This is a genomic window from Rhodococcus sp. WWJCD1, assembly GCF_002258735.1.
Lineage (GTDB): Bacteria > Actinomycetota > Actinomycetes > Mycobacteriales > Mycobacteriaceae > Rhodococcoides.
Genome location: NZ_NOXY01000032.1, coordinates 127,310 through 150,886 on the forward strand (window position 1 = coordinate 127,310; position 23,577 = coordinate 150,886).

The following is a 23,577-nucleotide window of genomic DNA, read 5'->3' on the forward strand; positions in this document are numbered from 1 at the left end:
CACAGGTCTCTACCTCTTTCCGCGGAAGAGTTCGCCGTACGCGGGAGTCGATGTGCAGCAGGTACATCCATCCGAGCACCCGGAGCTGCCATCGTCTGCTCCGATCGCCGACGGTGACGGTGCGGTGGTGGAGGCCAGTAGGTTCCCAGATGCGAGAGGTGAGATGTTCCTCGGCGTCGGAGCCGGAGCACAGCAGGCATCCTCGAAGGCCGCTGCGGGCGCGATCGTGACGTTGAGGGCACCGGACGCCGCGGGCGGGGGCACGAAACCGTCCAAGGGCGTGGTGCGGGCGGCGCGAATCGCATTGGCAATGACCAGGACTTCGGCGAGTTCGTGGACGAGCACCACAGTGGCCAAGCCCAGGACACCGGTAGCAGCCAGTGGGACGAGCACGCCGATGATGGCAATCGACAAGGCGATGTTCTCGATCATGATGCGCCGGGCGCGTCGAGCGTGGGCCAGCACCTGCGGTAGATGCCGGAGGTCTTCCCCCATGAGGGCAACATCGGCGGTCTCGATGGCAACGTCGGTTCCCATCGCGCCCATGGCGATACCGACATCTGCGGTCGCCAAGGCGGGAGCGTCGTTGATGCCGTCGCCGACCATCGCAATCTTGCGTCCGGCCGCGATGTCGGTCAGCAGGGCCGCTTTGTCCTCGGGCAGTAGTTCGGCGTGGACGGCGGTGATGCCCGCCTGGGTCGCCAGAGCCTGCGCAGTGAGCGCGTTGTCGCCGGTGAGCATCGCAGTGTCGATACCGAGCGCGGTGAGTTGCCGGACAGCCTCGGCGGCCTCGGGCCGCAGTTCGTCGCGGACGGCGATCGCAGCGATCAGAACTCCGGCGCGTTCGACGAGAACGACTGTGGCACCGCCGCTCTGCAGACGAGCGACGTCGGCGCGGAACTCCTCGGAGCTGGGGTGTGTGTCGAACCAGCTCGGTTTCCCGAGCCTGATCGCGGCTCCGTCGAGGGTGCCGGTCAGGCCGTGCCCGGCGATGGCAGTGACATCATCGGCTGCCGCGACGGTCGATACGGAGGCCAGTACGGCGCGGGCGAGTGGATGCTCGCTGCGCGCTTCGAGCGCAGCAGCAACGGCCAGCGCGGCGTCGCGGCTGATTCCCGCAGCGGTGACGACGTCGACGACCTCCGGTCGTCCTGCAGTGAGGGTGCCGGTCTTGTCCAAGGCGACGACGCGAATGCAGCCCAGCTCTTCCACTGCTGCACCGCCTTTGATCAATGCCCCGTTGCGGCTCGCAGCCCCGATCGCCGCCACCACCGACAGCGGCACCGAGATGGCCAACGCGCACGGTGATGCCGCGACCAGGACCACCAGTGCGCGTTCGAGCCACAACATGGGGTCACCGAGCACCGCACCGACGCCGGCGACGAGTACGGCGAGAATCATGATCGAGGGCACGAGCGGACGTGCGATACGGTCCGCCAGCCGTTGGCCGGCCCCTTTGCGGTCCTGGGCCTGTTCGACGATGCGGACGATGCGAGCAAGCGAACTCTCCGATGCCGGCGCGGTGACGGTGACCTCGATGGCCCCGCCGCCGTTGATGGCACCGGCATGCACCTCGTCACCGACACCGGCTTCGATGGGCACGGACTCGCCGGTGATCGCAGACACGTCCAGATTCGTCGAACCGCGAGCGATGGTGCCGTCCGTGGCAGCTCGCTCACCCGGCCGCAGCACCATGATGTCCCCGATCACGACATCGTCGGGGGACAGGGCCTGCTCGGTTCCACCGCGCAGGACAGATACCGTCGGCGGCACCAACGACAGGAGTGCGCGCAGTCCGCGGCGGGTCTTGGTGACCGCGTATTCCTCGAGCCCCTCGGCGACGGAGAACAAGATACCGAGCATCGCGGCCTCGGGGATCTGGCCCAATGCGATGGCACCGAGGAGCGCGATCGTCATCAGCGTGCCGACACCGATGCGTCCGTGTCGCAGATTTCTCACCGTCGCGGGAACGAAGGTGACGGCGGCGATCGCGGCAGCGATCAGAGCGCCGACGGTCGCAACCGCATCGGCACCCGTTCGACCGAGCAACCACGATGCGCCCAGGACGATCGCGGCGGCCGAGGCGAGTTGCAGCTCGCGGACCTGCCACAACCTCGGGAGTGCATCGGTCGGAGCCAGACCTCCCGTGCCCGCACCGTCAGCAGTGGATTCGGTGGTCGGCGCTGCCGGGGTAGGTCCGCAGCACGCGTCAGCCATGATCGACCCCGGTGACTTCAGCGGTGGCCGAGGCGGTGGGCAGTACCTCGGCCAGTGTCGCGAGCAGTCGGGTGCCGCGGTCGGTGAGCGAATACATGACCAACTTTCCGTCTCTGTTCGATGTGACCGCGTCCGCGGCTTTGAGTTTGCGGAGATGGTGGGAGACCAGCTTCTGGCTCTGTCCCACGATCCACGCGATGTCGCAGCCACACATCTGCCCGCCGGCGTTCAACGCGAGCGCGATGGTCAGTCGGGTGGGGTCGCCGAATGCTCGGGCAGCGTCGGCGACCGGTTCGATATCGCCGAGCGCGGGCAGAGTAGCGCGAACCCTCTCGGCGTGAGGGAGGTCCATACACAACAGATCGCACGAGTCCAGAGGTTCCAAGGCCATGCGCACAATCTAACAATCATGCGATCGTTAAGGAAGGCCTCTCGGTCAACGTTCGTACGATTGTTAGTGTCATAACGAGTCGAAACGCCCATATCGGACCCATTGATCAGTCCGAACGAATCGAGAAGGTAGTTGTATGAGCCGAGCGTTGAAGATTTCCTTGTCCCTGGTGATCGTGTTCGCCGCCGCGTTGGCTGTATTTCTGGTGATGGATCGATCGGGGTCTCCGGATGCTGCCGCCGCCGAGCAGGCCGCGACCGACCCTGCCTCGATTGCGGTGCGCGAGAACAGTCATCGGTTGAACTCGGTGCCCGACGGCCGGGTCACGTTCGTGGAGTTCCTCGACTTCGAGTGCGAGGCCTGCCGATCGGCCTACCCGGCGATCGAGCAATTGCGTGAAGAGTACGGCGACCGGGTGAGCTTCGTGGCCCGCTACTTTCCGATCGCCTCCCACTTCAATGCCGAACGAGCCGCACGCGCAGTCGAAGCCGCGGCCCAGCAGGGCGGATTCGAGGCCATGTATCAGCGCATGTACGAAACGCAGGCGCAGTGGGGCGAACAGCAGGTTCCGCAGGACGAGTTGTTCCGCAGCTTCGCCGTCGAGCAAGGGCTCGACATGAGCGCCTTCGATGCCGCCTACACCGACCCTGCGACGCTCGCGCGCATCGAGGCCGACGTCGCGGACGGGATCGCGCTCGGCGTGCAGGGCACCCCGACGTTCTTCCTCAACGGCACCAAGATCGAACCCACCACGTACGGAGACCTGGCCGATGCCCTCGACGCTGCACTCGGCTGACCTCCCAGCGGCCGAGACCCGACCCGGTGGATCGTTCGCCCGGGGCCTGCCCTGGCTGCTGTTGGTGGGCGGCCTGATCGGCCTGACCGCCGCGTTCGTGCTCACGGTGGAAAAGTTCGCTCTGGCGCTCGATCCCGCCTACGCCCCGACCTGCAGCATCAATCCGGTGCTCAACTGCGGATCGGTGATGGACACCCTGCAGGCGTCTGCGTTCGGATTTCCCAATTCCCTTCTCGGGATCGCAGGCTTCGCAGTGGTGGCGGCAGTGGGTGCCGCCCTTCTCGCCGGTGCGGTGTTCGCACAGTGGTTCTGGGGTGCGATGCAGGTCGGTGTCACTGCTGCCGCAGTCTTCGTGCACTGGCTGATCGCGCAGAGCCTGTACGAGATCGGCGCCCTGTGCCCGTACTGCATGGCGGTGTGGGCGGTCACCGTACCGATCTTCTGGTACGTCACGCTGCGCAACCTCGACCGCGCCAGGTCGAAATCCGCTCTTGGGCAATGGTTTCGGCTACGGCTTGACTCGCTGATTCGCAATCACTCGATTCCGCTGACCGTGTGGTTTCTCGTCCTCATCGCCCTGATCGCGCAGCGTTTCTGGTCGTACTGGTCCACGCTCCTATGATCCGCGACGTACCGTTCGCCCCTCTGCCGCTCTCTCGAGAAAGAAGGTCACGGCGATGACGCGCGGCTGGTCGATCGTCATGCTCGTCGTTGTCGTTGCATCGATCGTCGCACTGTGGCCCCGCTCCGGTGGCGTCGAGGGCGGCCCGTCCGAGGCCATTGCCAACAATGTCGCGCCGGTCGGACCCGAACTCACATTGTCCCGCCCGCCGGATGACGCGGCACGAGCAACAGCGCTACCGCTGTGTCCGCCGCCGGTACCGCGCGAAGGCGGTCCGCTGGCGGGAGTGATAGCACGCTGCATCGGCAGCGCCGACGATGTCGATCTCGCCGACGTTCTCGGAAGCGAGGTGACGCTGATCAACCTGTGGGCATCCTGGTGCGGCCCGTGCCGCACCGAGATGCCGGTACTCGATGCCTACGCCGGAGAACTCGACGCGATCCCAGTCATCGGAATCGACGTCGAGGACCGGCCCGCGGACGCGGCCGCGCTGCTCACGCAACTGGGCGTCCGCTATCCGAACTACATCGACGGCGGCAGCGTCCTGGACGCGCTCTCGGCACCGCCGGTCCTTCCCTTGAGCTTTCTCCTCCGCCCGGACGGAACGGTCGAGCGCGTCACCGACCCGACGGTGTTCGAGACGACAGACCAGATCCGCACTGCAGTAAAGGATTTCACCTCATGACACGTTTTCTCCCTGCGTGGGTCGGTGCGCGCCGTCAGGGCAGCACGCCCACCGCGGCAATGGGATCGATTCTTGCCCTCGTACTACTGATCTCCGGATGCTCCGACGGCGCACAGGCTGCGCCCCCGGGAGGCAGCTTCGACTTCGTCGCCCCCGGCGGTCGAACCGACATCGTCTACGATCCCCCCGAAACACGCGGAACCATAGGCGAACTCGCCGGCCCCGATCTGATGGAGGAGGGGAAGAACACGGCACTGTCGGACTACGACGGCGAGGTCGTCGTCATCAATCTCTGGGGCCAATGGTGCGGCCCCTGCCGCGGCGAAGCCGACGACCTCGAAGAGGTCTACGTAGCAACCCGCGAGCGCGGTGTGCAGTTCCTCGGTATCAACGTTCGAGATCCGCAGAAGGACAAAGCGCAGGACTTCGTTGTCGACAACAATGTCTCCTACCCCTCGATCTACGACCCCTCGATGCGGACGCTGATCGCCCTCGGCGGGAACTACCCGACCAGCGTGATTCCCTCGACGCTGGTACTCGATCGAGAGCACCGGGTGGCGGCAGTGTTCATGCGTGCCCTTCTCACCGAAGACCTCCTCCCTGTCGTCGAACGGATAGCAGACGAATGACTGTTCTTCTTGCCCAAGGCGGCGTTGGCTCGACGTTCCAAAATTTGGCATCGAGCGGACCTCTGGTGCTGGCGATCGCCGCATGCATGCTCGCCGGGCTGGTCTCGTTCGCATCACCGTGCGTGGTGCCCCTGGTGCCGGGCTACCTGTCGTACCTGGCGGGCATCGCAGGTGCCGACGCGCCGCCGATCGCCGCCGCCTCGACTGGTGAAGCACCGTCGAAGCTGGCAAGCCGCTGGCGCGTGGCAGGTGCAGCGGGGTTGTTCGTCGCCGGCTTCACCATCGTCTTCGTCCTCGCCACCGCCTCGATTTTCGGGGTCATCGGCACCCTGCGCATCAACGAACAGGTGCTTCAGCAGGTCGGCGGTGCCATCACGATCATCATGGGCTTGACGTTCATCGGGTTCATTCCCGCATTCCAACGCGACACTCGATTCGCGCCGCAAACCATCTCGTCTCTTGCTGGAGCGCCGCTGCTCGGTGGCGTGTTCGCGCTCGGCTGGACGCCGTGCCTTGGCCCCACGCTCGCCGGGGTGTTGTCCGTTGCCGCTGGCACTGAAGGCGCAACCGCAGCGCGCGGCGTCACTCTCATCGTCGCCTACTGTCTGGGACTCGGTCTACCGTTCGTGGTCCTTGCGTTCGGCTCGAGTTCGGCGATGCGCGGTGTCGGCTGGCTACGGCGGAACTCGCAGAGAATCAAAGTGGCAGGCGGAGTGATCATGATCGCCGTCGGTGTCGCCCTGCTGACGGGGGTGTGGGGTCTGTTCATTGCCTGGATACGCAATGAATTCGTCAGTTCGGTTGTGTTACCCATCTGAGAAGGAAGCCGAGCAGCCGCACGTGCAAGATCACGCCTCCCCAACTGCCCGTGCCGGTGGTATCGAACCCACTCTCTGTCGACGGCGCGCCCCCGCCGGGCCGCGATGACTCGATCCGAGAGCCCTGTTCCTCCCGCGGATCTGCGTGTCCCAAGGACCCCGCAGGCGGGTGCATCAGCAGGGGAGGGCATGTTTCCGGGGCCGTGTTGATCGGTGTGGCAGCTCGACGGGTCAGGGTCCTTCGAGTTGATAGTTCCCAGCGTTGAGAGTTACTGGGCGAGCAGGCTTTCCATTGTGGAGATTTCGCTCTGCTGCGCATCGATGATTGTGGAGGCAAGCTCCTTGGCATCAGCATTGGAGCCGTCGGCCAACTCGACCTGAGCCATCTCGATTGCCCCCTTGTGGTGCTCGATCATCATGGTGAGCCACATGGAGTCGAACTCCGCTCCGTTGGCGGCCGCCAACATGTCCATGTCTTCCTGGCTCATCATGCCGGTCATGCCGCCGCTCCCCATGTCCATTCCGCCCATGTCCATTCCGCCCATGTCGGCGGATGCTGCGGGCTGTCCCCATGCGGTGAGCAGAGCATTCATCTGCTCCATCTCCGGTGCTTGAGCTGCTTCGATGGCCTGGGCCAGCTCGATGACCTGAGCATTCTCGGTTCGGCCGTCGACAAGTGAGGCCATCTCCACCGCTTGTGCATGGTGGGGGTACATCCCTTCGACGAACGTGACATCGGCATCGTTGAATTCGGCCGATGCTTCGGCGGAATTCTGAGAGGACGACGAGGCCGGTGTATCGCTGCTCGACATGCCGGGCATGTTCATTTCGCCGTCGTTACTGCTGCAGCCAGCGAGAATTGCGGCGGCGACAGCGGAAGCCGCCGTTATCGCGATCGTGAAGCGGGTAGGTCGATTCGAACGCATAACAAACTCCTGAAATTATGGTGGGGTGGTTCGGATCGACAGGCGCACTGACCCGTCGATATCTGTGTCTCACACAACGGTGAGTCACCTGTCAGATCCGAAGCACAGACAACTCGGAGAGAGTGAAAATGGTCCAGGGCGGCGGGTGCCCGGTTCGATGACGAACTGCTGTCAGTCGCGCAGCGTGGACGAGAGAACCGGCGAAGCCCACAACGATTGCCCGTAAGACGGCCAACGCCGCGACAGCACCGATGATAGCCAGACACAGATGCATGACCGAGCTGTGATCGCCACAGCCGTTCCCGCAGTGTGCTGCGGAACCACTCTCCGATGCTGTCGCAGATGATGCTCCCGAATGCTCGTCGACGGCAGGTGGAGCGCTCACCGCCGAGGTCATCGAGTGTTCGCCGATACCCGTCGCCGTTGCGAACGACATCGGCGCAGAATGCATGAGAAGGACCCCGAACAGCACTACCGAAGCGCAAACAGCACCTAGGAGCCACTTCTGGTTCATAGGTTCCGTGGCTGAAGTCCTCACCGGTTCGATCTTACCGGTCCGCCACACGGGGCATCCGGCCTCCTCGCGGTCGCGGCGTCCGGACCGTGGACATCGAATCAGGTGGCGATGGGCCGGTTGATTGCCGTCACTTCATCCCAGGGAACGGGCGCGACTTTGACGACGTCGCCGCCGGTGGGGGCGTTGACGTATTTCCCGTCGCCGATGTAGATCCCGATGTGTCCGATCGGTGAGTAGAGAGAGATGAAGTCACCCGGTTGCACTGATTCGCGGGAGACAGGTGTGCCCGCTCGTGCTTGGTCTGCGGCCACGCGTGGAACGGTCAGTCCCAGTTGTTTGTAGGCGAAGTAGATCAGTCCGGAGCAATCGAAGGACCCCGGCCCGGTAGCTCCCCAGGAATAGGGTTTGCCGAGTTGGTCGAGGGCGATGCGCATCGCCTCCGCTGATGTTCCACTCGCAGCCGAGACGGCGGCGGGTAGCTCGGAAGGATTCGTGGTGCCGGGGCTGACGATGGCAGCTCGATCCGCATCGGTGAGGGCGGCGAATCGGTCGGTGATTTTGGCGATCTGATCGGCCAGGTCGGTCTGGCGTTGCTCGAGGTCGCGTTGTGTACGTGCGGCGTCCGCCTCGGCTACCGCAGCGGACGCCTGTGCTTGCCGGGCTTGTTCGAGCTGGTCTCGCGCTTCGTCGTCGATCTGTGTCGAGTCGGCGAGTGCAGCGGCTCGATCGGCGAGGATCCGGTCCAACAACACCATCTGATCGAGTAGTTGCTGTGGGCTGTCCGCGACCAGAACGGCCCCGAGAGGGGATTGCGGTACACCTTTGTACGCGGCGTCGACAGCTGTGGCCAGTGCTCGACGGTTGGCAGATGCGGCCACTTCGGCTTCCCGAGCCGCCGCCGAGGTCTCGTGGGCGAATCGAACTGCGGTACTCAGTTCGCCGCGGCGACGATCGAGGGTGTCCTGCGCGGCGTACATGCTCTCGGTGAGAGTGAAGGCGGTCGCATTGAGTTCAGCGAGTTGTCGTACGGCTTCGGATGCGTTCACCGGGGGTGCAGCAGGGTCCGCCGAAGCTGGAGCATTTGCCGAAAATGCCGCGGCAACAACGATGATCGAGGCGATCAGGGTAGCGCGGACACGCCGCGTCGGGCCTGAAAAAGAATGCACAGAAGAAATCCTCTGGGGTCGGTGTGGGTTCCCTGCGTCACCAGCGAAGGAAACGGAGCGCGGCGAGAGCCGCATGGGACTGTGTCCGGCCTCGCCGGTCACCATTGTCGGGTATCGGCAGTCGTAGACGGTTCCTCACGGTCGACTGAGGCTCGCGTCGACGCTCGACGCCTGTGCCGTATGGGCGGCGAGTCGGCGTCGATTGACGCCGACTCACCGCACCTGCAAACTACTATCATTCATAGTAGATGGTGGGGTGGTATCCGCTGACCGGGAGAGGGATGACGACTGTGACGATGCGTGACTGGCCGGCGCGCCGTTGGGTGGCCGCGTTACTGGGCGCGACGGTGGCCGCGCTGGTCGTGGCGATCCCCACCGGGATCATCCACACTGCGTTCTACGTTCGAATGACCCCGGTGTTGTGGTGGAACTATCCGGTGTGGATTGCCACCGCAGTTCTCAGTGGCCTCATTCTTGCGACATACGTGAGCACTGGGCTGGCGTCGTCGGTTTCTTCCCGTGTAGGGGTCAGTGCGAATGCGTTGTCGTTGTTGGCGGTCGGATGTCCGATATGCAACAAACTGGTAGTGGTGGCGGTCGGGGTGAGCGGTGCTCTGGATCTATGGGCACCCGTGCAGCCCGTGATCGGAGTGATGTCGGTGGGGGTGATGGTGTGGGCTCTTCGACTGCGAATCCACGGGGAACGCGCGTGCCCTACTTCTCGCGTAGGTCAGGAGTTCGGCAACTCCGCTGGCTTTGGCGGTGCAGGCGCAGCAAAATTGTAGGATTTCTCGCCACGTCCTATCCGCGGTCCGGCAGCAACAGACGACGAAGGCGACCGCTTCTCGATGCACCATCTGCGGTGTTGGGCTGTGCCTGCGACACCGGCAGGCGGGCGTCGGCCAGCAATCCTGCCACCCCGGCGGCCACGCAGACCGACGTCACCACTATCAATGCCGGACTCGTTCGCCCGGTCAAAGCGTCCCCGAACAGCACCGCGGCGATCGTACCGGGCAGAATCCCCACGACAGTGGCCGTCGTGTAGGGCAGCAGGCGCACCGCGGAGAGTCCGGAGCAGTAGTTGACCAGGGCGAACGGTGCCGGGGCAATGAGCCGCAAGGACCCGACGGCCAGCCACCCCCGCCGAGCCAACCGGGCATCGATGGACTTGACCGCAGGATTCGTCAGCCGCTCCTGCACCGCGGTGCGCCCGAGCGCGCGCACCAGCAGCAACGCCAGCACAGCGCTGACAGTTGTGGCGGCGATCGTGACGGCGACCCCGGTGGCGGGACCGAACAACAGTCCGGCGCTGAGGGTGAACACCGTGCGCGGTACCGGGGCAATCGTCAACACCGCCTGGGTCAGAAAGAACACCACCACGAACGACGGGCCCATCGACTCCGCCCACTCGCGCACCACAATGATCGACGGGCGGGGTACGAGGGCGGCAGCCACTGCCAGTATTGCCAGCGCTGCCACGGTGGCGAGGACTCGGCGATCGCGCAGAATCGCCGATACGGTTTCGGTCATGACGGTCTCTGCCTGCGCCGCCTCGCCGAGGTTTCCGACAAGCACGCGGGAGTGGACGGCGAGGAATGGCTTCGCACTGCCGGTGCTCAGGAGCGGACGAGCCGTGAGATCGCGTCGGTGGCCTCTTTGATCTTCGCGTCGGCTTGGGGACCGCCGGCGATGGCGGCGTCGACCACGCAGTGGCTGATGTGAGCCTCGAGCAGGCCCATGGCCACCGCCTGCAAGGCTTTGGTCATCGCCGAGACCTGGGTGAGGATGTCGATGCAGTACTTGTCTTCCTCGACCATGCGCTGCAGTCCTCGGGCCTGGCCTTCGATGCGCTTGAGGCGTTTGAGGTAGGCGTCCTTTTCGGTGATGTAGCCATGCGCGGCGTGATCATGGCCGTCGGTCTCGGCGGGTGCCTGCGCGGCCGCGGGAGTGGCCATGGTGTCCTCCTGGAATCCGAGTGTCATGCCGAGCATCCTCGATTATGCCCGCCCGGGGTATGGCGCGAGAGGGTCGGTCCGTCGAGTCGTCGCTGGGCCGCCGCCGCAGCGCACATCACCGCGCAGCGGGCCACCGCTCGGGTCGCCGGGTGCCGGGTGATCTGCACCAAGGTCGTTGTCACGAAGGACATGGCCCTCTCCTTTCGTAGGCTGCATCGGGGTTGTAGCGGTGGGGTGGGGTGGCGCGCCTGCATGCCACGCCCACCCCAGCCTTTTGGGTGCTTGTTCTACCCGCGCGGTTATCCGGTGAGGGACTTGAACCGGCGCAACCGCAAGCTGTTGCTGACCACGAACACCGACGAGAACGCCATCGCTGCACCGGCCAGCATCGGATTGAGCAGCCCGGCCGCAGCCAAGGGGAGGGCAGCCACGTTGTAGGCGAACGCCCAGAACAAGTTGCCCTTGATGGTGCCCAACGTTCGGCGGGACAGGCGGATAGCATCCGCTGCTGCGCGCAGATCACCGCGCACCAACGTCAGATCGCTGGCTTCGATCGCAACGTCGGTACCGGTGCCCATCGCCAGACCGAGGTCGGCCTGCGCCAACGCGGCGGCGTCGTTCACGCCGTCGCCGACCATCGCCACTACCTTGCCCTGCTCCTGCAGCCTTTTGACGACGTCCACCTTGTCTGCGGGCAGCACCTCCGCGATCACTTCGTGGATGCCGACCTGGTCGGCGATGGCACGCGCGGCGGCTGCGTTGTCGCCGGTGAGCATGATCGGCGTCAAACCCAGGCCCCGCAGCTGCTCGATCGCCTCGGCGGAGGTGGGTTTGACCGCGTCGGCGACGACCAGTACTCCGCGAGCCCGACCGTCCCAACCGACTGCGACGGCGGTCTTGCCCTCGGATTCGGCTGCACGCATCGCACTTGCGAGTTCGTCCGGCAGCTGCTGCGCCCGGTCGGCGAGGAGGCGGGCCCGTCCGACGATCATTGCGTGGTCGTCGACTATGCCCTGCACCCCGAGGCCTTCGATATTTATAAACTGCTCCACCGGTGGCAGGGCTCCGACCTTCTCGCGGGCACCTTTGGCGATGGCCTGGGCGATGGGGTGCTCGGACGAATCTTCGAGTGCACCGGCCAGGCGCAGCACCTGCGCGGTGTCCTCGCCGTCGGCGGTGATCACGTCGAGCAGAGTCATCTTGCCGGTGGTGACGGTGCCGGTCTTGTCGAGTACCACGGTGTCGACACGGCGGGTCGATTCGAGCACTTCGGGACCCTTGATCAGGATGCCGAGCTGAGCGCCGCGGCCGGTGCCGACCATCAGCGCGGTCGGGGTGGCCAGGCCGAGGGCACACGGGCAGGCGATGATCAGGACGGCGACGGCTGCGGTGAACGCGGCCGCGATCCCACCGCCGGTGCCGATCCAGAAGCCGAGTGTCGCCGCGGCAAGGGCGATCACGATCGGGACGAAGACTCCGGAGATCTTGTCGGCCAGACGCTGAGCTTGGGCTTTACCGGTCTGAGCGTCTTCGACGAGTTTCGCCATCTGTGCGAGCTGGGTGTCCGAGCCGATGCGGGTCGCCCGGACCACGATTCGGCCACCGACGTTGACCGTCGCGCCGACGACCAGATCATCGGGTCCTACCTCGACGGGCACGGATTCGCCGGTCAACATCGAATTGTCGACCGCGGAAGAGCCGTCGGCGACCACGCCGTCGGTGGCGATCTTCTCCCCGGGGCGGACGACGAACTCGTCACCGACGATGAGTTGATCGGTGGGGATGCGCTGTTCGACACCCTCGCGCAGGACGGAGACTTCCTTGGCACCGAGCTCGAGCAGGGCACGCAGGGCGGCACCGGCGCGTCGCTTGGAGCGTGCTTCGAAGTAGCGGCCGGCGAGGATGAAGGTGGTGACTCCGGCTGCGGCCTCGAGGTAGATGTTGCCGGCCCCGTCGGAGCGGGAGATGGTCAGCTCGAACGGGTGTGTCATGCCGGCCGTTCCGGCGGTGCCCCAGAACAGGGCATACAACGACCACCCCAGTGCTGCGATGGTGCCCATCGAGATCAGGGTGTCCATCGTTGAGGTGGCGTGCCGCAGATTGGTGAAGGCGGCCTTGTGGAACGGCCATGCCCCCCACACCACCACGGGTGCGGCGAGGGTCAAGGAAAGCCACTGCCAGTTGGTGAACTGCAGTGCCGGAACCATGGCCATCGCGATCACCGGCACGCTGAGCACCAGCGATATGAGCAGGCGTTGGCGCAGCGAGGCGGTGGGGTCGATCTCGGCTGGCCCGGCCGCGTCGGGGTCGGTGGAGGAGGCGGCGGGCGCGGGGACCGTGGCGGTGTAACCGGCTTGTTCGACGGTGGCCACGAGATCCTCGGTCGAGACATCACCGACGTAGTCGACGCGTGCCTTTTCGGTGGCGTAGTTCACCGTCGCGGTGACACCGTCGAGCTTGTTGAGCTTTTTCTCGATCCTGTTCGCGCAGGAGGCGCAGGTCATACCACCGATGTCGAGTTCGACCCGGCCGTCGGCGGTGGGGTGATGCGTGACGGGATTCATCGTTGCTCCTCTCGGGACGTGATGGTGTGTCCGTGTCCGTGCCCGGCGGGCATCGGCTCCGAGGCGGCGGGCACGCCCGCAGTGGACGCCGGGGCGGCGTCGTGAGTCGAGGTGTCGTGTGTGTCGGGTGGTGCGGCACCTTCGGGGCTGAAGGCGTCCCCGGCCCCGAAGGCGAGCCCGAAGACCGCGGCCAGGGCGATGGTGAATCCGACGAACTTCGATGATGCGTTCATCGTGCGAATCTCCTGTCCGGGTCTGGTGTCGATCAGGAGGCGAGCTGGTAGCCGGCCTCGTCGACTGCGTGGGCGATGGCCGTCTGCTCGATCGTGGTGTCCGAGTCGATATCGACTCGGCCGCTCGCGAGGTCGACATTCACGGCGGTCACACCGGGGATGCCGCTGATCTCCTCGCGGACCGAGGAGACGCAGTGCCCGCAGGTCATTCCGGTGACGGTGACGGTGGTGTTCATCGATGCCCTTCTTTCTTCGATTCGGAATGTGATCGAGGTCGTCGCGACCCACCTATAGATTTACCATACCCCCCTACGGTATGCAATGAGATGTGCCGCACCGGTGCTACGGCATGACCCTGGGCACTGACCGGAACACCGCCCTCGGATGCGGGAGCGGCACCCAGAATCGAACGTCGCACCAGAGCCTGCGTCGGCGGGCGTCCTCGACTCCGGCTACTACGAACGCGGATTGCGCGCGCGCAGAGACGCCCACGATCTTCTCGATGATGTCGCTTCCGTCCTTGCCGACGTCGAATCTCGTGCGGACAGAGTGTCGAAGGATCTTCTCGAGATCCTCGAATCGGAGACAGGCGGTGCGTCGACCGCGTCGTCATCGAGCAACCAGCAGCTTCCGCGGCGGTTCTAGCTCGACGAAAAAGAATGCGCGGTAGCCGACGGGCACATGACGAGCATCGAGGACACCCCTGCGGCGGTACACCGTCGCCAGGAATGCGCATCCCCGACCTACGACGCCCAGTAGTACCCATCGGTGTAGCAGGGCCGGTAGCGCTACCCTCGACAGATGTCGGTGTCGACCAGCCTCACGCGGCGGGTGCTCGTGCTGTTGGTCGTCGTGGTCGTCACCGTGTGTGCACTGGCCTCCCAACGCTCACTGGGAACGTCGGCGGCCGCCGACACCGTGGCGGCCACTCCTGTGGAGATGCGCCAGATGGGCTCGACCGATGCGGTACTCACCCGGCCGACGGTCATGGACACCGAAGCGCGAACGGTTACCGGCGAGGTCCACGGGGGCATGGACTGCGGCGGGATCGTCGGTGGCTCCGCGCACGCGTGCGTGGAGGCGGTGACGGCACTCGGTGCGTCGACGGCTCTTGCCCTCGGGGTGCGCATGGATGGTAAGTACCAGCAGAGGGGGCGGCACCCCACGCGTGGGCACCTTGTGTCGTATGAGTGGAGTTCGCCGCCGTGGACAGTGCTGTCGTTGGCGAAGCTCTCGGTGAGCAGGGTCTGACAGGTCGCTCGGGACACAATCCTGAGCCCCTGTCCTTCGGTGGGCTCGCGCCGCACGGATGGCCGTTTCGGTCGCTGTCATGCGGGCCCCGTGCACCACTCATCGCTCCATCACCCCGACTACTCCGCGCGCAGTGGCGGGGCCTCCCCTCCCGACGAAAAGGCACAGCATGAACATGGACATGACGATGGGCTCGACCCTGCCCACCTGGTTGACCCCACTGGCGTGGGTAGTGGTTACCTTCGCCCTCATCTCGTCGGCGGTGATAGCCGACGATATCTACCGCCGTGGGCACCGCCACCGCACCGTCGCCACCGAGGTGGTGTGGATCGGCTCCGGCCTCTATCTCGGCCCCTTCGCCCTGCTCGCCTACCGCCGTCACGGCCGCAGCAGCGTCACCCCCGTTTCGAGTACGACCGTGCAGGCCTCGCCCCATGGTGTCGCCTCAGGACTGCCGGGAGGTACAGCCTCTGCCGCCGCGCACCTCATCGGGGTGCCGCTGGTGATCGCCTCCGGACTCACCATCGCCGGCATAGACCTCTGGGTGATGATCATCGTCATCGCGATATTGGCCACGATCATGCTCTTCGTATACGAGCGCTCGGCCATCACACCGGTAGTCGGTACGCAGGCAATCCATCGGCGTTCTGTCGTGGCTGCGCTCGGCGTCGCCGCGTTGACCGTCCTGGCTTTCGACCTCGGGATGGGTGGCTGGATGCTGCTGCTGCACTACACCGAGACCATGCCACCGGCCACCGACGCTGCGTTCTGGATGCTCATGCAAATCGGTATCGTCCTCGGGGTGGTCACGGGTTACCCCGTCGTCCGTCGCCTCCAACGTCACCGCAGTACCCCCGACTGAGGCGTGGGTGGCCCGCATTCGTGTGAATGCGGGCCGCCGGTCGGTCGATAGTCGTGAACGGTGCCGCGTCGACACCTTCGTGTTCGGCAATCATCGTCGAGGTCTTGGGTGTGGGCAATGCAGGCCATTTCTCGGCGTGCACTGCCGCTAGCTGGTGGCCGGTACCTCGCCGCTTTCGGTCACCGTGGTCTCGGTGGGGGGTGGGGTGAGCCGGTCGGATCGATCGAGCGCATAGAGAGCGGCCACAGATGCCGCCCCGACCAGGGTCAGTATCGCCCAGATCAGTGCACCCAGATGCGCGTCGCTGAGAAGCCCGAAGACGGCACCGGTGCCCAGATTACCGAGCAAGATGCCGACCCCGACGATGGTGTTGTAGAACCCGTAATGGGTGGCCACGAGCTTCCCGCCCGACAGGGTCACCACCGTGTCCATCTCGAACGGAAACACCGCGGCGGTGCCGACCGCCAGCAGTGCGGCGGTGAGCACCAGGGCGCCGGCGGCGGCCCACCCGCCCAGCGCGGCCGGGCTCGGCAGCACGATCAGCGGGAGGAACGCCAGCGCCATGATTGCCATACCGACCACCACGCTTCGCCCCGAACCCCACCTGCGGGACAACCAGGACGTGATCCGGAACTGCCCGGCGATCGCGACCACGCCGGAGACCACGAACAACGAGGTCACCAGAGCGGTGTCGGACCTGCCGTCACCGACTACTACCGCCGCCTGCAGCGGCAGCGCAAGATAGATCTGGAACGAAAGCACGTAGGACCCGATCATCGCCAGCGCGAACAGCACGAAAGGCCGGTTGGCCATCACCACCCGCCAGTCCTCGAGTACCGATGTCTTGGCGACGGCCGTTTCGGCCCGGTGCGCGGGGAGCGTCCAGATCTGCACGATCGTCAGAACAGCAAAAATCGCGGCCGCGGCCAGTGAGGTGACTCGGAAGTCGAGGGTGGTCAGAGCGAGACCGATCAACGGGCCCAGCAGAATCCCGGCCTGATAGAACACGTTGAACACCGCGAACGCCTCGACCCGCCGTGGCCCTGCGTCGGCGGCCAGGTACGCCCGTACGGCCGGGTTGAACAGCGCACCGGCGAACCCGGTCGCGGCCGAGGCGAGCAGGATCGCCGGCAGCGATTCCGCGGCCGCGAGCAGTACGAAACCGGCGACCCGCAGCAGGCAGCCGGCGATGATCAAGGGTTTGTATCCGAGGCGGTCGGCGAGGGTGCCGCCGAGCAGGAACATCCCTTGCTGGGAGAAGTTGCGCATACCCAGCACCAGCCCGACCGCCCACGCCGCCAGGCCCAGGGGACCGGCCAGATACCCGGCCAGGTACGGCATCAGCATGTAGAAACCGACGTTGATGGAGAACTGGTTGACCATCAACACCTGGCTGGGCCGGTCGAAGCTACGGAACTGAGTCAGAAGGGTTTTCATCGAACGCTTTCGGTGGGATCGACGACGGTGGGATCGACGACGGTGGGATCGACGACGGTGGGATCGACGACGGTGGGATCGACGACGGTGGCGCACCGCGTCCACGACGTCACGGTCTCATCGGTGGGGTGGGCGATGGTCGTCGGCTCGGTCGGCGGGTCAACGTCGAGCAGGCCATGTTCGGTGCAGTAGTCGTCGTTGTAGATGGTGTCGAAGTAGCGCTGCGGTCCGTCGGGGAAGACCGCCGCGACCCGGGTCTCCGGCGGGCTGGTGCGAGCGATCCAGCCGGCCGCGAGGGCCACGGCCCCGACGCTCCAGCCGCCGCTGGCGTGGTGCGTCGCCGCCAGGGTGCGGCACGACCACACCGCTTCGTGCGGGGCCACCCAGTGCACCTCGTCGAAGGCGGGATAGTCGATATTGTCGGGATAGATGCTCGAACCCAGTCCGCGCATGAGCCGAGCGCTTGCGGGTTGCCCGAAGATCGTCGATCCGATGGTGTCGACACCGACCAGTTTCAGGTCGGGGCAGAACTGCCGGAGCACCCGGGCCACCCCGGCGGAGTGCCCTCCGGTACCCACCGAGCAGACCAAGGTGTCGACGCGTCCGAGCTGGGCGATGAGTTCGTGAGCGAGCGACTCGTACGCCTCGACGTTGTCCGGGTTGGTGTACTGATCCGGGCACCACGACCCTGGATGTGCGTCGAGGAGCTCACGGACCTTCTCACGCCGGGCCTGCTGCCAGCCGCCGTCGGGGTGCGGTGTGGTGACCAGTTCGACGCGGGCGCCGTACGCGGCGAGCATCCGGTGCACGATCGGTTCCAGTCCCGGGTCGGCGACGAGGGTGACGGGGTGGTGATGGGTGATCCCGGCCAGGGCCAGACCCAGGCCGAGGGTTCCGCTGGTGGATTCGATGATCATCGCGCCGGGAGCGAGGTCGCCGCGGGCCTTGGCTTTTTCGACCATGTGCAGCGCGGGGCGGTCTTTCATCCCACCGGGATTGCTGCCTTCGAGTTTCGCCCAGAAGCCGCGGCCGGAGTCCGCGAACGGTTCACCGATCCACAGAACGGGCGTGTTGCCGACCATTGTGCTCGGTTCCGGGCAGTTCTTGGCGGTCGCCAACATGTGGCCGGCGGAGGACGGTGGCACGAGTGTGGAGCGAACAGCACTGTTCATGATGAGTAGTCCCTGTATGTGATCTGCGAGGAGCGCAGTAAGTGAGTGATGGGCAGCACGAACTGGGCCATGAGAGGAGAAGTCCTCGGATGGCCCGCGGGCTGCTGATCAGCACCTGTTGATACAGAGTTCGTTCAAGACGGTTCGGCCGTGCCGGATCGGAATGGGTAGATCCGGTGGGGCTCGCGAAATGCGCGGGGCAGACATCGCCACCAACACCACAGCGAAGGCCATCGCTGCGACCGCGGCGATGGTCGATGGGCGGGGCGGGTTGTCGGATCGGGGCATTGCGATGACGGTGTTCGTATCGTGCGCCATGTGGGGCGATCCGTCGTCGATGTGCGCGTGGTTGGGGGAGAGTTCCGCGGCGGCCTGAGACGAGGACGAAACGATGTGTACGCCGTCGCTGTGATGGTCCTGTTCCCAGGCGATGCCGCATTGAGCGATGGTGTGAGCCAACGAATACAGGACAGCGGCGACTGCGATAACCGTCCGCAGGCGCGGCGGGCCCAGCGCAGAGATTCTCACAACGCCACGACGGTAGCAGCCGGAAACTGGGTTGGCCCAAACCCATTCAGGGTGCCCCTGATGTGGCGCCGCCGAATCGGGCGGTCACACCGCCCGCCCGCAGGCACCACATGTTTCTGGTCACGTCGAACACGGCCAGGGCGATCGGGGCGGTGATCATGATGGCCGCCAGAGCAGATGCACCCGCATATGTCGGCGTGCTGCGGCGCGGTAGAAGCCAGTCTCCATCCCGGGGTCCAGCACGCATCTTGTGAGCCGAGGGTGGTCCGTGCACCGGTCGATGCCCGGCCACGAAGGGCACAGCGAAAGTGCGCGGTCGATATTCCGGGCATGGCCCGGGGTATGCATCGACGTCGCAGAGCCGCGGTGTCGGCGGGGGAGCCGGTCCGGGCTCACCGCTGTTACTACTATCGTGCATAGTAGCAACCGAGGGTGGTCAGGTGGCGCTATGCCGTACACGAGAAAAGAGCCATGCAGGCATGCTCGAGATCGACTCCGCTGCAACAACAGTGAACCGTCACCGACGAACCCGGCGTCGCCGTGTGTTCACCGCGATAGCAGGCAGGTCATCGTGTGCGGTATCTGCTGGTGTGCTGTTGTACGCGGGCTTCCCACCTCGGTCACTGTGGTTCCTCGCGCCGTTGGGTGTCGGGGTTCTTGTTCTCGTCATCCGCGGCCGTTCCATCCGGGCGGCGTTCTTCTACGGGTATCTGTCGGGATTGGCGTTCTTTCTGCCTCTGCTGCCCTGGGTGGGTGTCTACGTCGGTGCCCCGCCGTGGCTGGCGCTCGCGGCGATCCAAGCGATAGCAGTGGCACTGTTCTCCGCTGCAGCGGCCGCAGTGTCCGGGTTGCGCTTCGAACCGCTGTGGATCGCCGCGATCTGGACCGCCACCGAAGGTCTGCGCGCACGGATTCCGTTCGGGGGATTTCCGTGGGGGAAACTAGCTTTCGCCCAAGCAGACGGCCCTCTGCTCTCGCTTGCCGCGTTCGCCGGTGCGCCCGGTGTATCTTTTGCAGTCGCAGTGATCGGCGCGGCACTGGCCAGTGTGGTCCGCCAGGTACGCCCGCCGACGCCGCGATTCGCAGTCGGGTCGGTGGCCACTGTGGTGATCGTGCCGGCTCTGGCTTTCGCGCTCACTCCCGCTGACGATGCAGGCGCAGCGCGTGCGACGGTCGCCGTTGTTCAAGGCAACGTTCCGCGGTCGGGTCTGGACTTCAACTCGCAACGTCGAGCAGTTCTCGACAATCACATCGAGCGAACAATGCAGCTCGGGGACGACATCACCGCCGGCAGGGTGCCCGCTCCCGACCTGGTGATCTGGCCGGAGAATGCATCCGATATCGACCCACTGCGCAACGCCGACGCCACTGCCGGGATCGACGCTGCAGCGCGGTCGGTCGGGGTGCCGATTCTGGTCGGAGCTGTGCTCGGTAACGACGACGGCACCTCGATGAATACCTCGATCGTGTGGGATCCGGTACTCGGACCGGGGGAGCGGCACGACAAACGCAGACTTGTTCCTTTCGGAGAGTATCTCCCGATGCGATCTGTGATGACGAGGTTGTCCTCCTACGCCTCGCAGGCCGGTAACTTCGTTCCCGGCTCGGGCGACGGTGTCGTCGACCTCGCCGGAATCCCGACGGCCGTCGCCACCTGTTACGAGGTCGCATTCGACGAGCTGGTCACCGACTCCGTGCGGTCGGGAGCGCAACTGATCACGGTCCCCACCAACAATGCGACGTTCGGGCGCACCGATATGACCTACCAGCAGTTGGCGATGTCGCGGCTGCGGGCGGTCGAGCACAACAGGACTGTTCTCGTTGCGGCGACCAGTGGGGTCAGTGCCGTCATCGACCCACAGGGGAAGGTCGCAGATCGTTCGGGCTTGTTCACTGCGCAGACGTTGGTGGCTGATGTTGCGCTGGAAACGGAATCGACGTGGGCGACAAGGCTGGGAGTGCTTCCGGAGTACGCCGCGGTCGTTCTTGCTGTCGTGGGGTGTGCTCTGGCGTGGAGAAGGCAGCGGTCGCCGGCCGATGGTCTCCGACCGTCGACGTCCGGTGCTACCGCGCCGTGAGGTACGAAACCACTGCGGGGGACATCGAACTACTAACCATGATAGTAATTACCCCACTCGTCGTGTATCTTTTCGTTATCGCGTCGTGATCCGTTCGATACATCAGTGAGGTGCGCACGTCGATGATTACGCCTCGCTCCATTCGATTACCGAGGACTCTGCTGTGGCACAACACCGTATGACCCGCATGACCGACCGACGTCGACAGTTGTCGGACTGTGACGTGCCGGGAGTGGCGGTGACGCCGAGAGGGCGGCATCGCGCTCGATCGCGCGCCACCGAGCGCCGCGGCAGCGTCGCTGTCGGTATTGCGGTGGCGGCGGGTGCCCTGGTCACGGCGGGTGCCCAATATGCGAGTCCCGCCCAGGCGCAGGCAGTCCCCGTGCACGAAGCGACACCGATGCAGGACCCGGTGGCCGAATACTTGCCTCAGATCCTCGCCATACCGGAGATCTCCAATATCAACGATGCGATCGAGCAGTTGGCGAAGGGGCAACGAAGGGCAGAGGAGAGCGCTGCGCGTGATGCAGCGGCGCTGCGACCACTGTTCGTTCGTCCGGTCGCCGGGACCCTGACCTCGGATTTCGGTCCACGATGGGGGACTACGCACACCGGACTCGACATCGCCAACGCCATCGGAACTCCCGTCTACGCGGCAGCGGAGGGCACGGTGCTCGATTCCGGCCCCGCGGACGGTTTCGGCCTCTGGGTACGTCTTCAGCATGACGATGGAACGACAACGGTCTACGGGCACATCGACCAAACCTTGGTGACCGTGGGGCAACGAGTGCAAGCCGGTGAGCAGATCGCCACTGTCGGCAATCGCGGCCAATCGACCGGACCTCACCTGCATTTCGAGGTCGTCGACGCGGCGGGGAGCAAGGTCGATCCCCAGGAGTGGCTCGCCTCTCGGGGTGTCGCGCTGTCCGACGCGGCCGTTCGGTCGTAGTAGGCCCCCGCTTCACCTCTCGGGCTCGCAGTAGGTACGGCGAACTTACCGGAATGCGGGCGATCGCACTGCGCGCCCGCCGAACATGTCGAGGCACTTAGCGTTCAGGTCCGATGGTGAAAACGAGACCACTGAGACGCATCCGAAGCCGGTGCAACAGTGCGGAATTCGTTCCCATCGGCGGGCCGGTGCGGTCGATCCTGGGCTACGAGTCACGATCGGAACCGGTGATGGTGGCTCCGCGTTCCGCGAGCCAAAGTCTGGGGTCGACCTTGTTGCCGGCGGGTGTGTCGACCTCGAAGTGCAGATGTGGACCGTTGGAGACACCCCGGTTTCCTACCGTCGCAATTTCTTCGCCCGCCGCGACGCGTTGACCTACGGTCACGAGGTTGTCGTTGTTGTGCCCGTAGGTCGTTACGGTGCCGTCATCGTGGCGTATGCGCACCCAGAGTCCGAAGCCCTGGGCCGGTCCTGCGCTGATCACGTCGCCGTCCGCGACGGCGACGATCGGTGTACCGGTGGAGTTGGCGATGTCGATGCCTTGATGGGCGCGGCCGTCGCCGAAGGTCGAGGTCAACGTTCCTGTTGTCGGCGCACGATACTTTCCGGTGCTCGACCCTGTTGTGTCGGTGGGGGATTGCGGGGCGGCCGACGAATGATCGCCCGTCTCGGGTGTCGTGGTTTCGGGTGTCGTTGTTTCAGATGACGTGCCGGGTGCCGACGTTTCGGGCACAGTGGCGTCGGGTTCGAGCGCGGGCAGTTCGGGCGTCGATGGGTCGGCGGCCGACTCGGGGTCCTGGGTGTCCTGGGTGCCTTGGGCGGTCGGTTGTTCGGTCGAGGGCTCGGCGTTCGACCTGCCGGGTGGGACCGCCGCATGTGCGCGCGACGAGGTGTGCGGGGTGGCCGGATCGTGGGGAGTCTCGGCGGCCGCGAGTGTGGATGCAAGTGTGGCGACGTCCATCGACGACACCAGTCGGGGGAGAACTGTGGGGTCGATGTCGTCGATCGGCGCGAGACAGGGGATCAGTCGCGAAAGGGCTCCCGTTGGTCCGTCAGCTGTATCGGTGGCTCCGATCGTGCCCACGAGGCAGGAGACGATGCGGCTCTGTGGGCCGGCCAGGTCGTCGAGAGCACCGTTGGCGCGAATCTCGCGTAGTGCGCCGACGACGAGATCGAGGACCTCCTGTTGGACGTGCGGGTCCGATTGGGCCTGCGCGGGGAAGGCAGGCGGCGGCGCAGCCGGATCGGCGTCCGGGGCTGCAGACGCCGTGGGTGCCAGCGCGAGGATGCCTCCCACGAACGCGGTACCGACGAGGATGCGAGTACCCCACCGAGTTCGGTGCGCCATGTACGAGGACGAGGGCAGAGGTCTCATGTCGGTGGTCCTCCTGGACGGCAACTGCATACCTGGCAGTAATTCAGGTCGCCTTCGAGTCAAGGCGACACGCCGCATCACTATTACACCCTTTCCGCACAAGCACCATCAGTCACAGTGAATTACATCGGTAACATTCGCACCCTGCGACCCATTTCGATCGTCGGGTTGTTTCTCGGGAGCCGAAGTTCATGTACGTAATATCTTCTGCGCCAGAAGGACTCGGCGTCGCTGGACGGCCTTCATCGTGCGCCTCGATGGGGACGGTCGTCTTCGGCGAACGGCCGGAGAGCTGTGTGCTGGCACTGTGAGGCCCGAGGGTGAAGGGGCCGCGAAAGCGTTGACGGCGTGCAGGATCCACGTTGCTACTATCGAAGATAGTAGATCGTGTAGTATGACGCTGACA

At 65.3% G+C, this 23,577-nt stretch carries 27 protein-coding genes; 11 read left to right on the forward strand and 16 right to left on the reverse strand.

All coding sequences use genetic code 11. From position 1 onward, the window contains the following. Positions 1 to 9: 9 nt before the first annotated feature. Positions 10 to 2,217: a heavy metal translocating P-type ATPase gene (locus CH286_RS25725; RefSeq protein WP_094610763.1), complete on the reverse strand. Its 2,208-nt coding sequence runs from the start codon at positions 2,215 to 2,217 to the stop codon at positions 10 to 12. Next, positions 2,210 to 2,608 carry an ArsR/SmtB family transcription factor gene (locus CH286_RS25730; RefSeq protein WP_094610764.1) on the reverse strand — a complete coding sequence of 133 codons (399 nt, stop codon included), beginning with the start codon at positions 2,606 to 2,608 and terminating at the stop codon, positions 2,210 to 2,212. The genes CH286_RS25725 and CH286_RS25730 overlap by 8 nt, the downstream gene beginning before the upstream one ends. A gap of 136 nt (positions 2,609 to 2,744) precedes the next feature. On the opposite strand from CH286_RS25730, the gene CH286_RS25735 reads away from it, so the two are divergent. The 5 genes from CH286_RS25735 to CH286_RS25755 are packed head-to-tail and all read left to right on the forward strand — an operon-like array spanning position 2,745 to position 6,158. After that, on the forward strand, positions 2,745 to 3,404 hold the full coding sequence (locus CH286_RS25735) for a DsbA family protein (protein WP_094610765.1): 660 nt from the start codon (positions 2,745 to 2,747) through the stop codon (positions 3,402 to 3,404). Then, positions 3,379 to 4,026: a vitamin K epoxide reductase family protein gene (locus CH286_RS25740; RefSeq protein WP_094610766.1), complete on the forward strand. Its 648-nt coding sequence runs from the start codon at positions 3,379 to 3,381 to the stop codon at positions 4,024 to 4,026. The genes CH286_RS25735 and CH286_RS25740 overlap by 26 nt, the downstream gene beginning before the upstream one ends. 55 nt (positions 4,027 to 4,081) lie before the next feature. Continuing rightward, complete coding sequence (locus tag CH286_RS25745; RefSeq protein ID WP_094610767.1) at positions 4,082 to 4,711, forward strand: TlpA family protein disulfide reductase; 630 nt, start codon at positions 4,082 to 4,084, stop codon at positions 4,709 to 4,711. 59 nt (positions 4,712 to 4,770) lie between these two features. Next, positions 4,771 to 5,340, forward strand: coding sequence for a TlpA disulfide reductase family protein (locus CH286_RS25750; RefSeq protein WP_094610768.1), 570 nt, complete (start codon positions 4,771 to 4,773; stop codon positions 5,338 to 5,340). After that, positions 5,337 to 6,158, forward strand: coding sequence for a cytochrome c biogenesis CcdA family protein (locus tag CH286_RS25755; protein WP_094610769.1), 822 nt, complete (start codon positions 5,337 to 5,339; stop codon positions 6,156 to 6,158). Before CH286_RS25750 ends, CH286_RS25755 begins: the two co-directional genes overlap by 4 nt. Before the next feature lie 269 nt (positions 6,159 to 6,427). Here the strand turns inward: CH286_RS25755 and CH286_RS25760 are convergent, their stop codons facing one another. The 3 genes from CH286_RS25760 to CH286_RS25770 form a co-directional block, all read right to left on the reverse strand. Beyond that, entirely contained in the window at positions 6,428 to 7,084 is a 657-nt protein-coding gene (locus CH286_RS25760; protein WP_094610770.1) for a DUF305 domain-containing protein, read from the reverse strand. A gap of 91 nt (positions 7,085 to 7,175) precedes the next feature. Beyond that, positions 7,176 to 7,598, reverse strand: coding sequence for a DUF6153 family protein (locus CH286_RS28460; protein ID WP_369597548.1), 423 nt, complete (start codon positions 7,596 to 7,598; stop codon positions 7,176 to 7,178). A gap of 101 nt (positions 7,599 to 7,699) precedes the next feature. Next, positions 7,700 to 8,767 (reverse strand): NlpC/P60 family protein, encoded by a 1,068-nt coding sequence (locus tag CH286_RS25770; protein ID WP_176458351.1) that lies wholly within the window; start codon positions 8,765 to 8,767, stop codon positions 7,700 to 7,702. Between the two features lie 281 nt (positions 8,768 to 9,048). Between CH286_RS25770 and CH286_RS25775 the strand changes: the two genes are divergently transcribed. Next, positions 9,049 to 9,552 (forward strand): hypothetical protein, encoded by a 504-nt coding sequence (locus tag CH286_RS25775; RefSeq protein ID WP_176458352.1) that lies wholly within the window; start codon positions 9,049 to 9,051, stop codon positions 9,550 to 9,552. 16 nt (positions 9,553 to 9,568) lie between these two features. Here the strand turns inward: CH286_RS25775 and CH286_RS25780 are convergent, their stop codons facing one another. From CH286_RS25780 to CH286_RS25800, 6 genes are all read right to left on the reverse strand, one after another. After that, a complete protein-coding gene (locus CH286_RS25780) occupies positions 9,569 to 10,297 on the reverse strand; it encodes a TVP38/TMEM64 family protein (protein ID WP_094610816.1) in 729 nt (242 codons plus the stop codon). An 86-nt stretch (positions 10,298 to 10,383) separates the two neighbouring features. After that, positions 10,384 to 10,722, reverse strand: coding sequence for a metal-sensitive transcriptional regulator (locus CH286_RS25785; protein WP_032375786.1), 339 nt, complete (start codon positions 10,720 to 10,722; stop codon positions 10,384 to 10,386). A gap of 23 nt (positions 10,723 to 10,745) precedes the next feature. Continuing rightward, entirely contained in the window at positions 10,746 to 10,913 is a 168-nt protein-coding gene (locus tag CH286_RS27965; RefSeq protein ID WP_155288777.1) for a hypothetical protein, read from the reverse strand. A gap of 108 nt (positions 10,914 to 11,021) precedes the next feature. Next, entirely contained in the window at positions 11,022 to 13,286 is a 2,265-nt protein-coding gene (locus CH286_RS25790; RefSeq protein ID WP_094610773.1) for a heavy metal translocating P-type ATPase, read from the reverse strand. After that, positions 13,283 to 13,519: a hypothetical protein gene (locus CH286_RS25795; RefSeq protein ID WP_094610774.1), complete on the reverse strand. Its 237-nt coding sequence runs from the start codon at positions 13,517 to 13,519 to the stop codon at positions 13,283 to 13,285. Before CH286_RS25795 ends, CH286_RS25790 begins: the two co-directional genes overlap by 4 nt. A 32-nt stretch (positions 13,520 to 13,551) precedes the next feature. Further along, positions 13,552 to 13,755 carry a heavy-metal-associated domain-containing protein gene (locus tag CH286_RS25800; RefSeq protein WP_094610775.1) on the reverse strand — a complete coding sequence of 68 codons (204 nt, stop codon included), beginning with the start codon at positions 13,753 to 13,755 and terminating at the stop codon, positions 13,552 to 13,554. A 148-nt stretch (positions 13,756 to 13,903) separates the two neighbouring features. On the opposite strand from CH286_RS25800, the gene CH286_RS25805 reads away from it, so the two are divergent. The 3 genes from CH286_RS25805 (at position 13,904) to CH286_RS25815 (ending at position 15,632) form a co-directional block, all read left to right on the forward strand. Continuing rightward, entirely contained in the window at positions 13,904 to 14,164 is a 261-nt protein-coding gene (locus CH286_RS25805) for a hypothetical protein (protein ID WP_094610776.1), read from the forward strand. Positions 14,165 to 14,320: 156 nt separating this feature from the next. Then, positions 14,321 to 14,770, forward strand: a complete 450-nt coding sequence (locus tag CH286_RS25810) for a hypothetical protein (protein WP_094610777.1) — start codon at positions 14,321 to 14,323, stop codon at positions 14,768 to 14,770. 169 nt (positions 14,771 to 14,939) lie between these two features. Next, complete coding sequence (locus CH286_RS25815; RefSeq protein ID WP_176458353.1) at positions 14,940 to 15,632, forward strand: DUF4396 domain-containing protein; 693 nt, start codon at positions 14,940 to 14,942, stop codon at positions 15,630 to 15,632. Between the two features lie 147 nt (positions 15,633 to 15,779). On the opposite strand, the gene CH286_RS25820 is transcribed toward CH286_RS25815, so the two are convergent. The 4 genes from CH286_RS25820 to CH286_RS25835 all read right to left on the reverse strand — a co-directional run bounded on the left by CH286_RS25820 (position 15,780) and on the right by CH286_RS25835 (position 19,016). Continuing rightward, positions 15,780 to 17,069: an MFS transporter gene (locus CH286_RS25820; protein WP_094610779.1), complete on the reverse strand. Its 1,290-nt coding sequence runs from the start codon at positions 17,067 to 17,069 to the stop codon at positions 15,780 to 15,782. Beyond that, complete coding sequence (locus CH286_RS25825; protein ID WP_441347082.1) at positions 17,066 to 18,241, reverse strand: PLP-dependent cysteine synthase family protein; 1,176 nt, start codon at positions 18,239 to 18,241, stop codon at positions 17,066 to 17,068. The genes CH286_RS25820 and CH286_RS25825 overlap by 4 nt, the downstream gene beginning before the upstream one ends. A 108-nt stretch (positions 18,242 to 18,349) precedes the next feature. Continuing rightward, positions 18,350 to 18,769: a hypothetical protein gene (locus CH286_RS25830; RefSeq protein ID WP_255139215.1), complete on the reverse strand. Its 420-nt coding sequence runs from the start codon at positions 18,767 to 18,769 to the stop codon at positions 18,350 to 18,352. A gap of 46 nt (positions 18,770 to 18,815) precedes the next feature. Further along, positions 18,816 to 19,016, reverse strand: coding sequence for a hypothetical protein (locus CH286_RS25835; RefSeq protein ID WP_141215894.1), 201 nt, complete (start codon positions 19,014 to 19,016; stop codon positions 18,816 to 18,818). 232 nt (positions 19,017 to 19,248) lie between these two features. Between CH286_RS25835 and lnt the strand changes: the two genes are divergently transcribed. Together lnt and CH286_RS25845 are read left to right on the forward strand one after the other, a co-directional pair. Then, positions 19,249 to 20,847 carry an apolipoprotein N-acyltransferase gene (gene lnt / locus CH286_RS25840; protein WP_094610781.1) on the forward strand — a complete coding sequence of 533 codons (1,599 nt, stop codon included), beginning with the start codon at positions 19,249 to 19,251 and terminating at the stop codon, positions 20,845 to 20,847. 187 nt (positions 20,848 to 21,034) lie between these two features. Further along, entirely contained in the window at positions 21,035 to 21,796 is a 762-nt protein-coding gene (locus tag CH286_RS25845; RefSeq protein WP_176458354.1) for a M23 family metallopeptidase, read from the forward strand. Positions 21,797 to 22,001: 205 nt separating this feature from the next. On the opposite strand, the gene CH286_RS28310 is transcribed toward CH286_RS25845, so the two are convergent. Then, entirely contained in the window at positions 22,002 to 23,171 is a 1,170-nt protein-coding gene (locus CH286_RS28310) for a peptidoglycan DD-metalloendopeptidase family protein (RefSeq protein WP_255139211.1), read from the reverse strand. Positions 23,172 to 23,577: the final 406 nt, after the last annotated feature.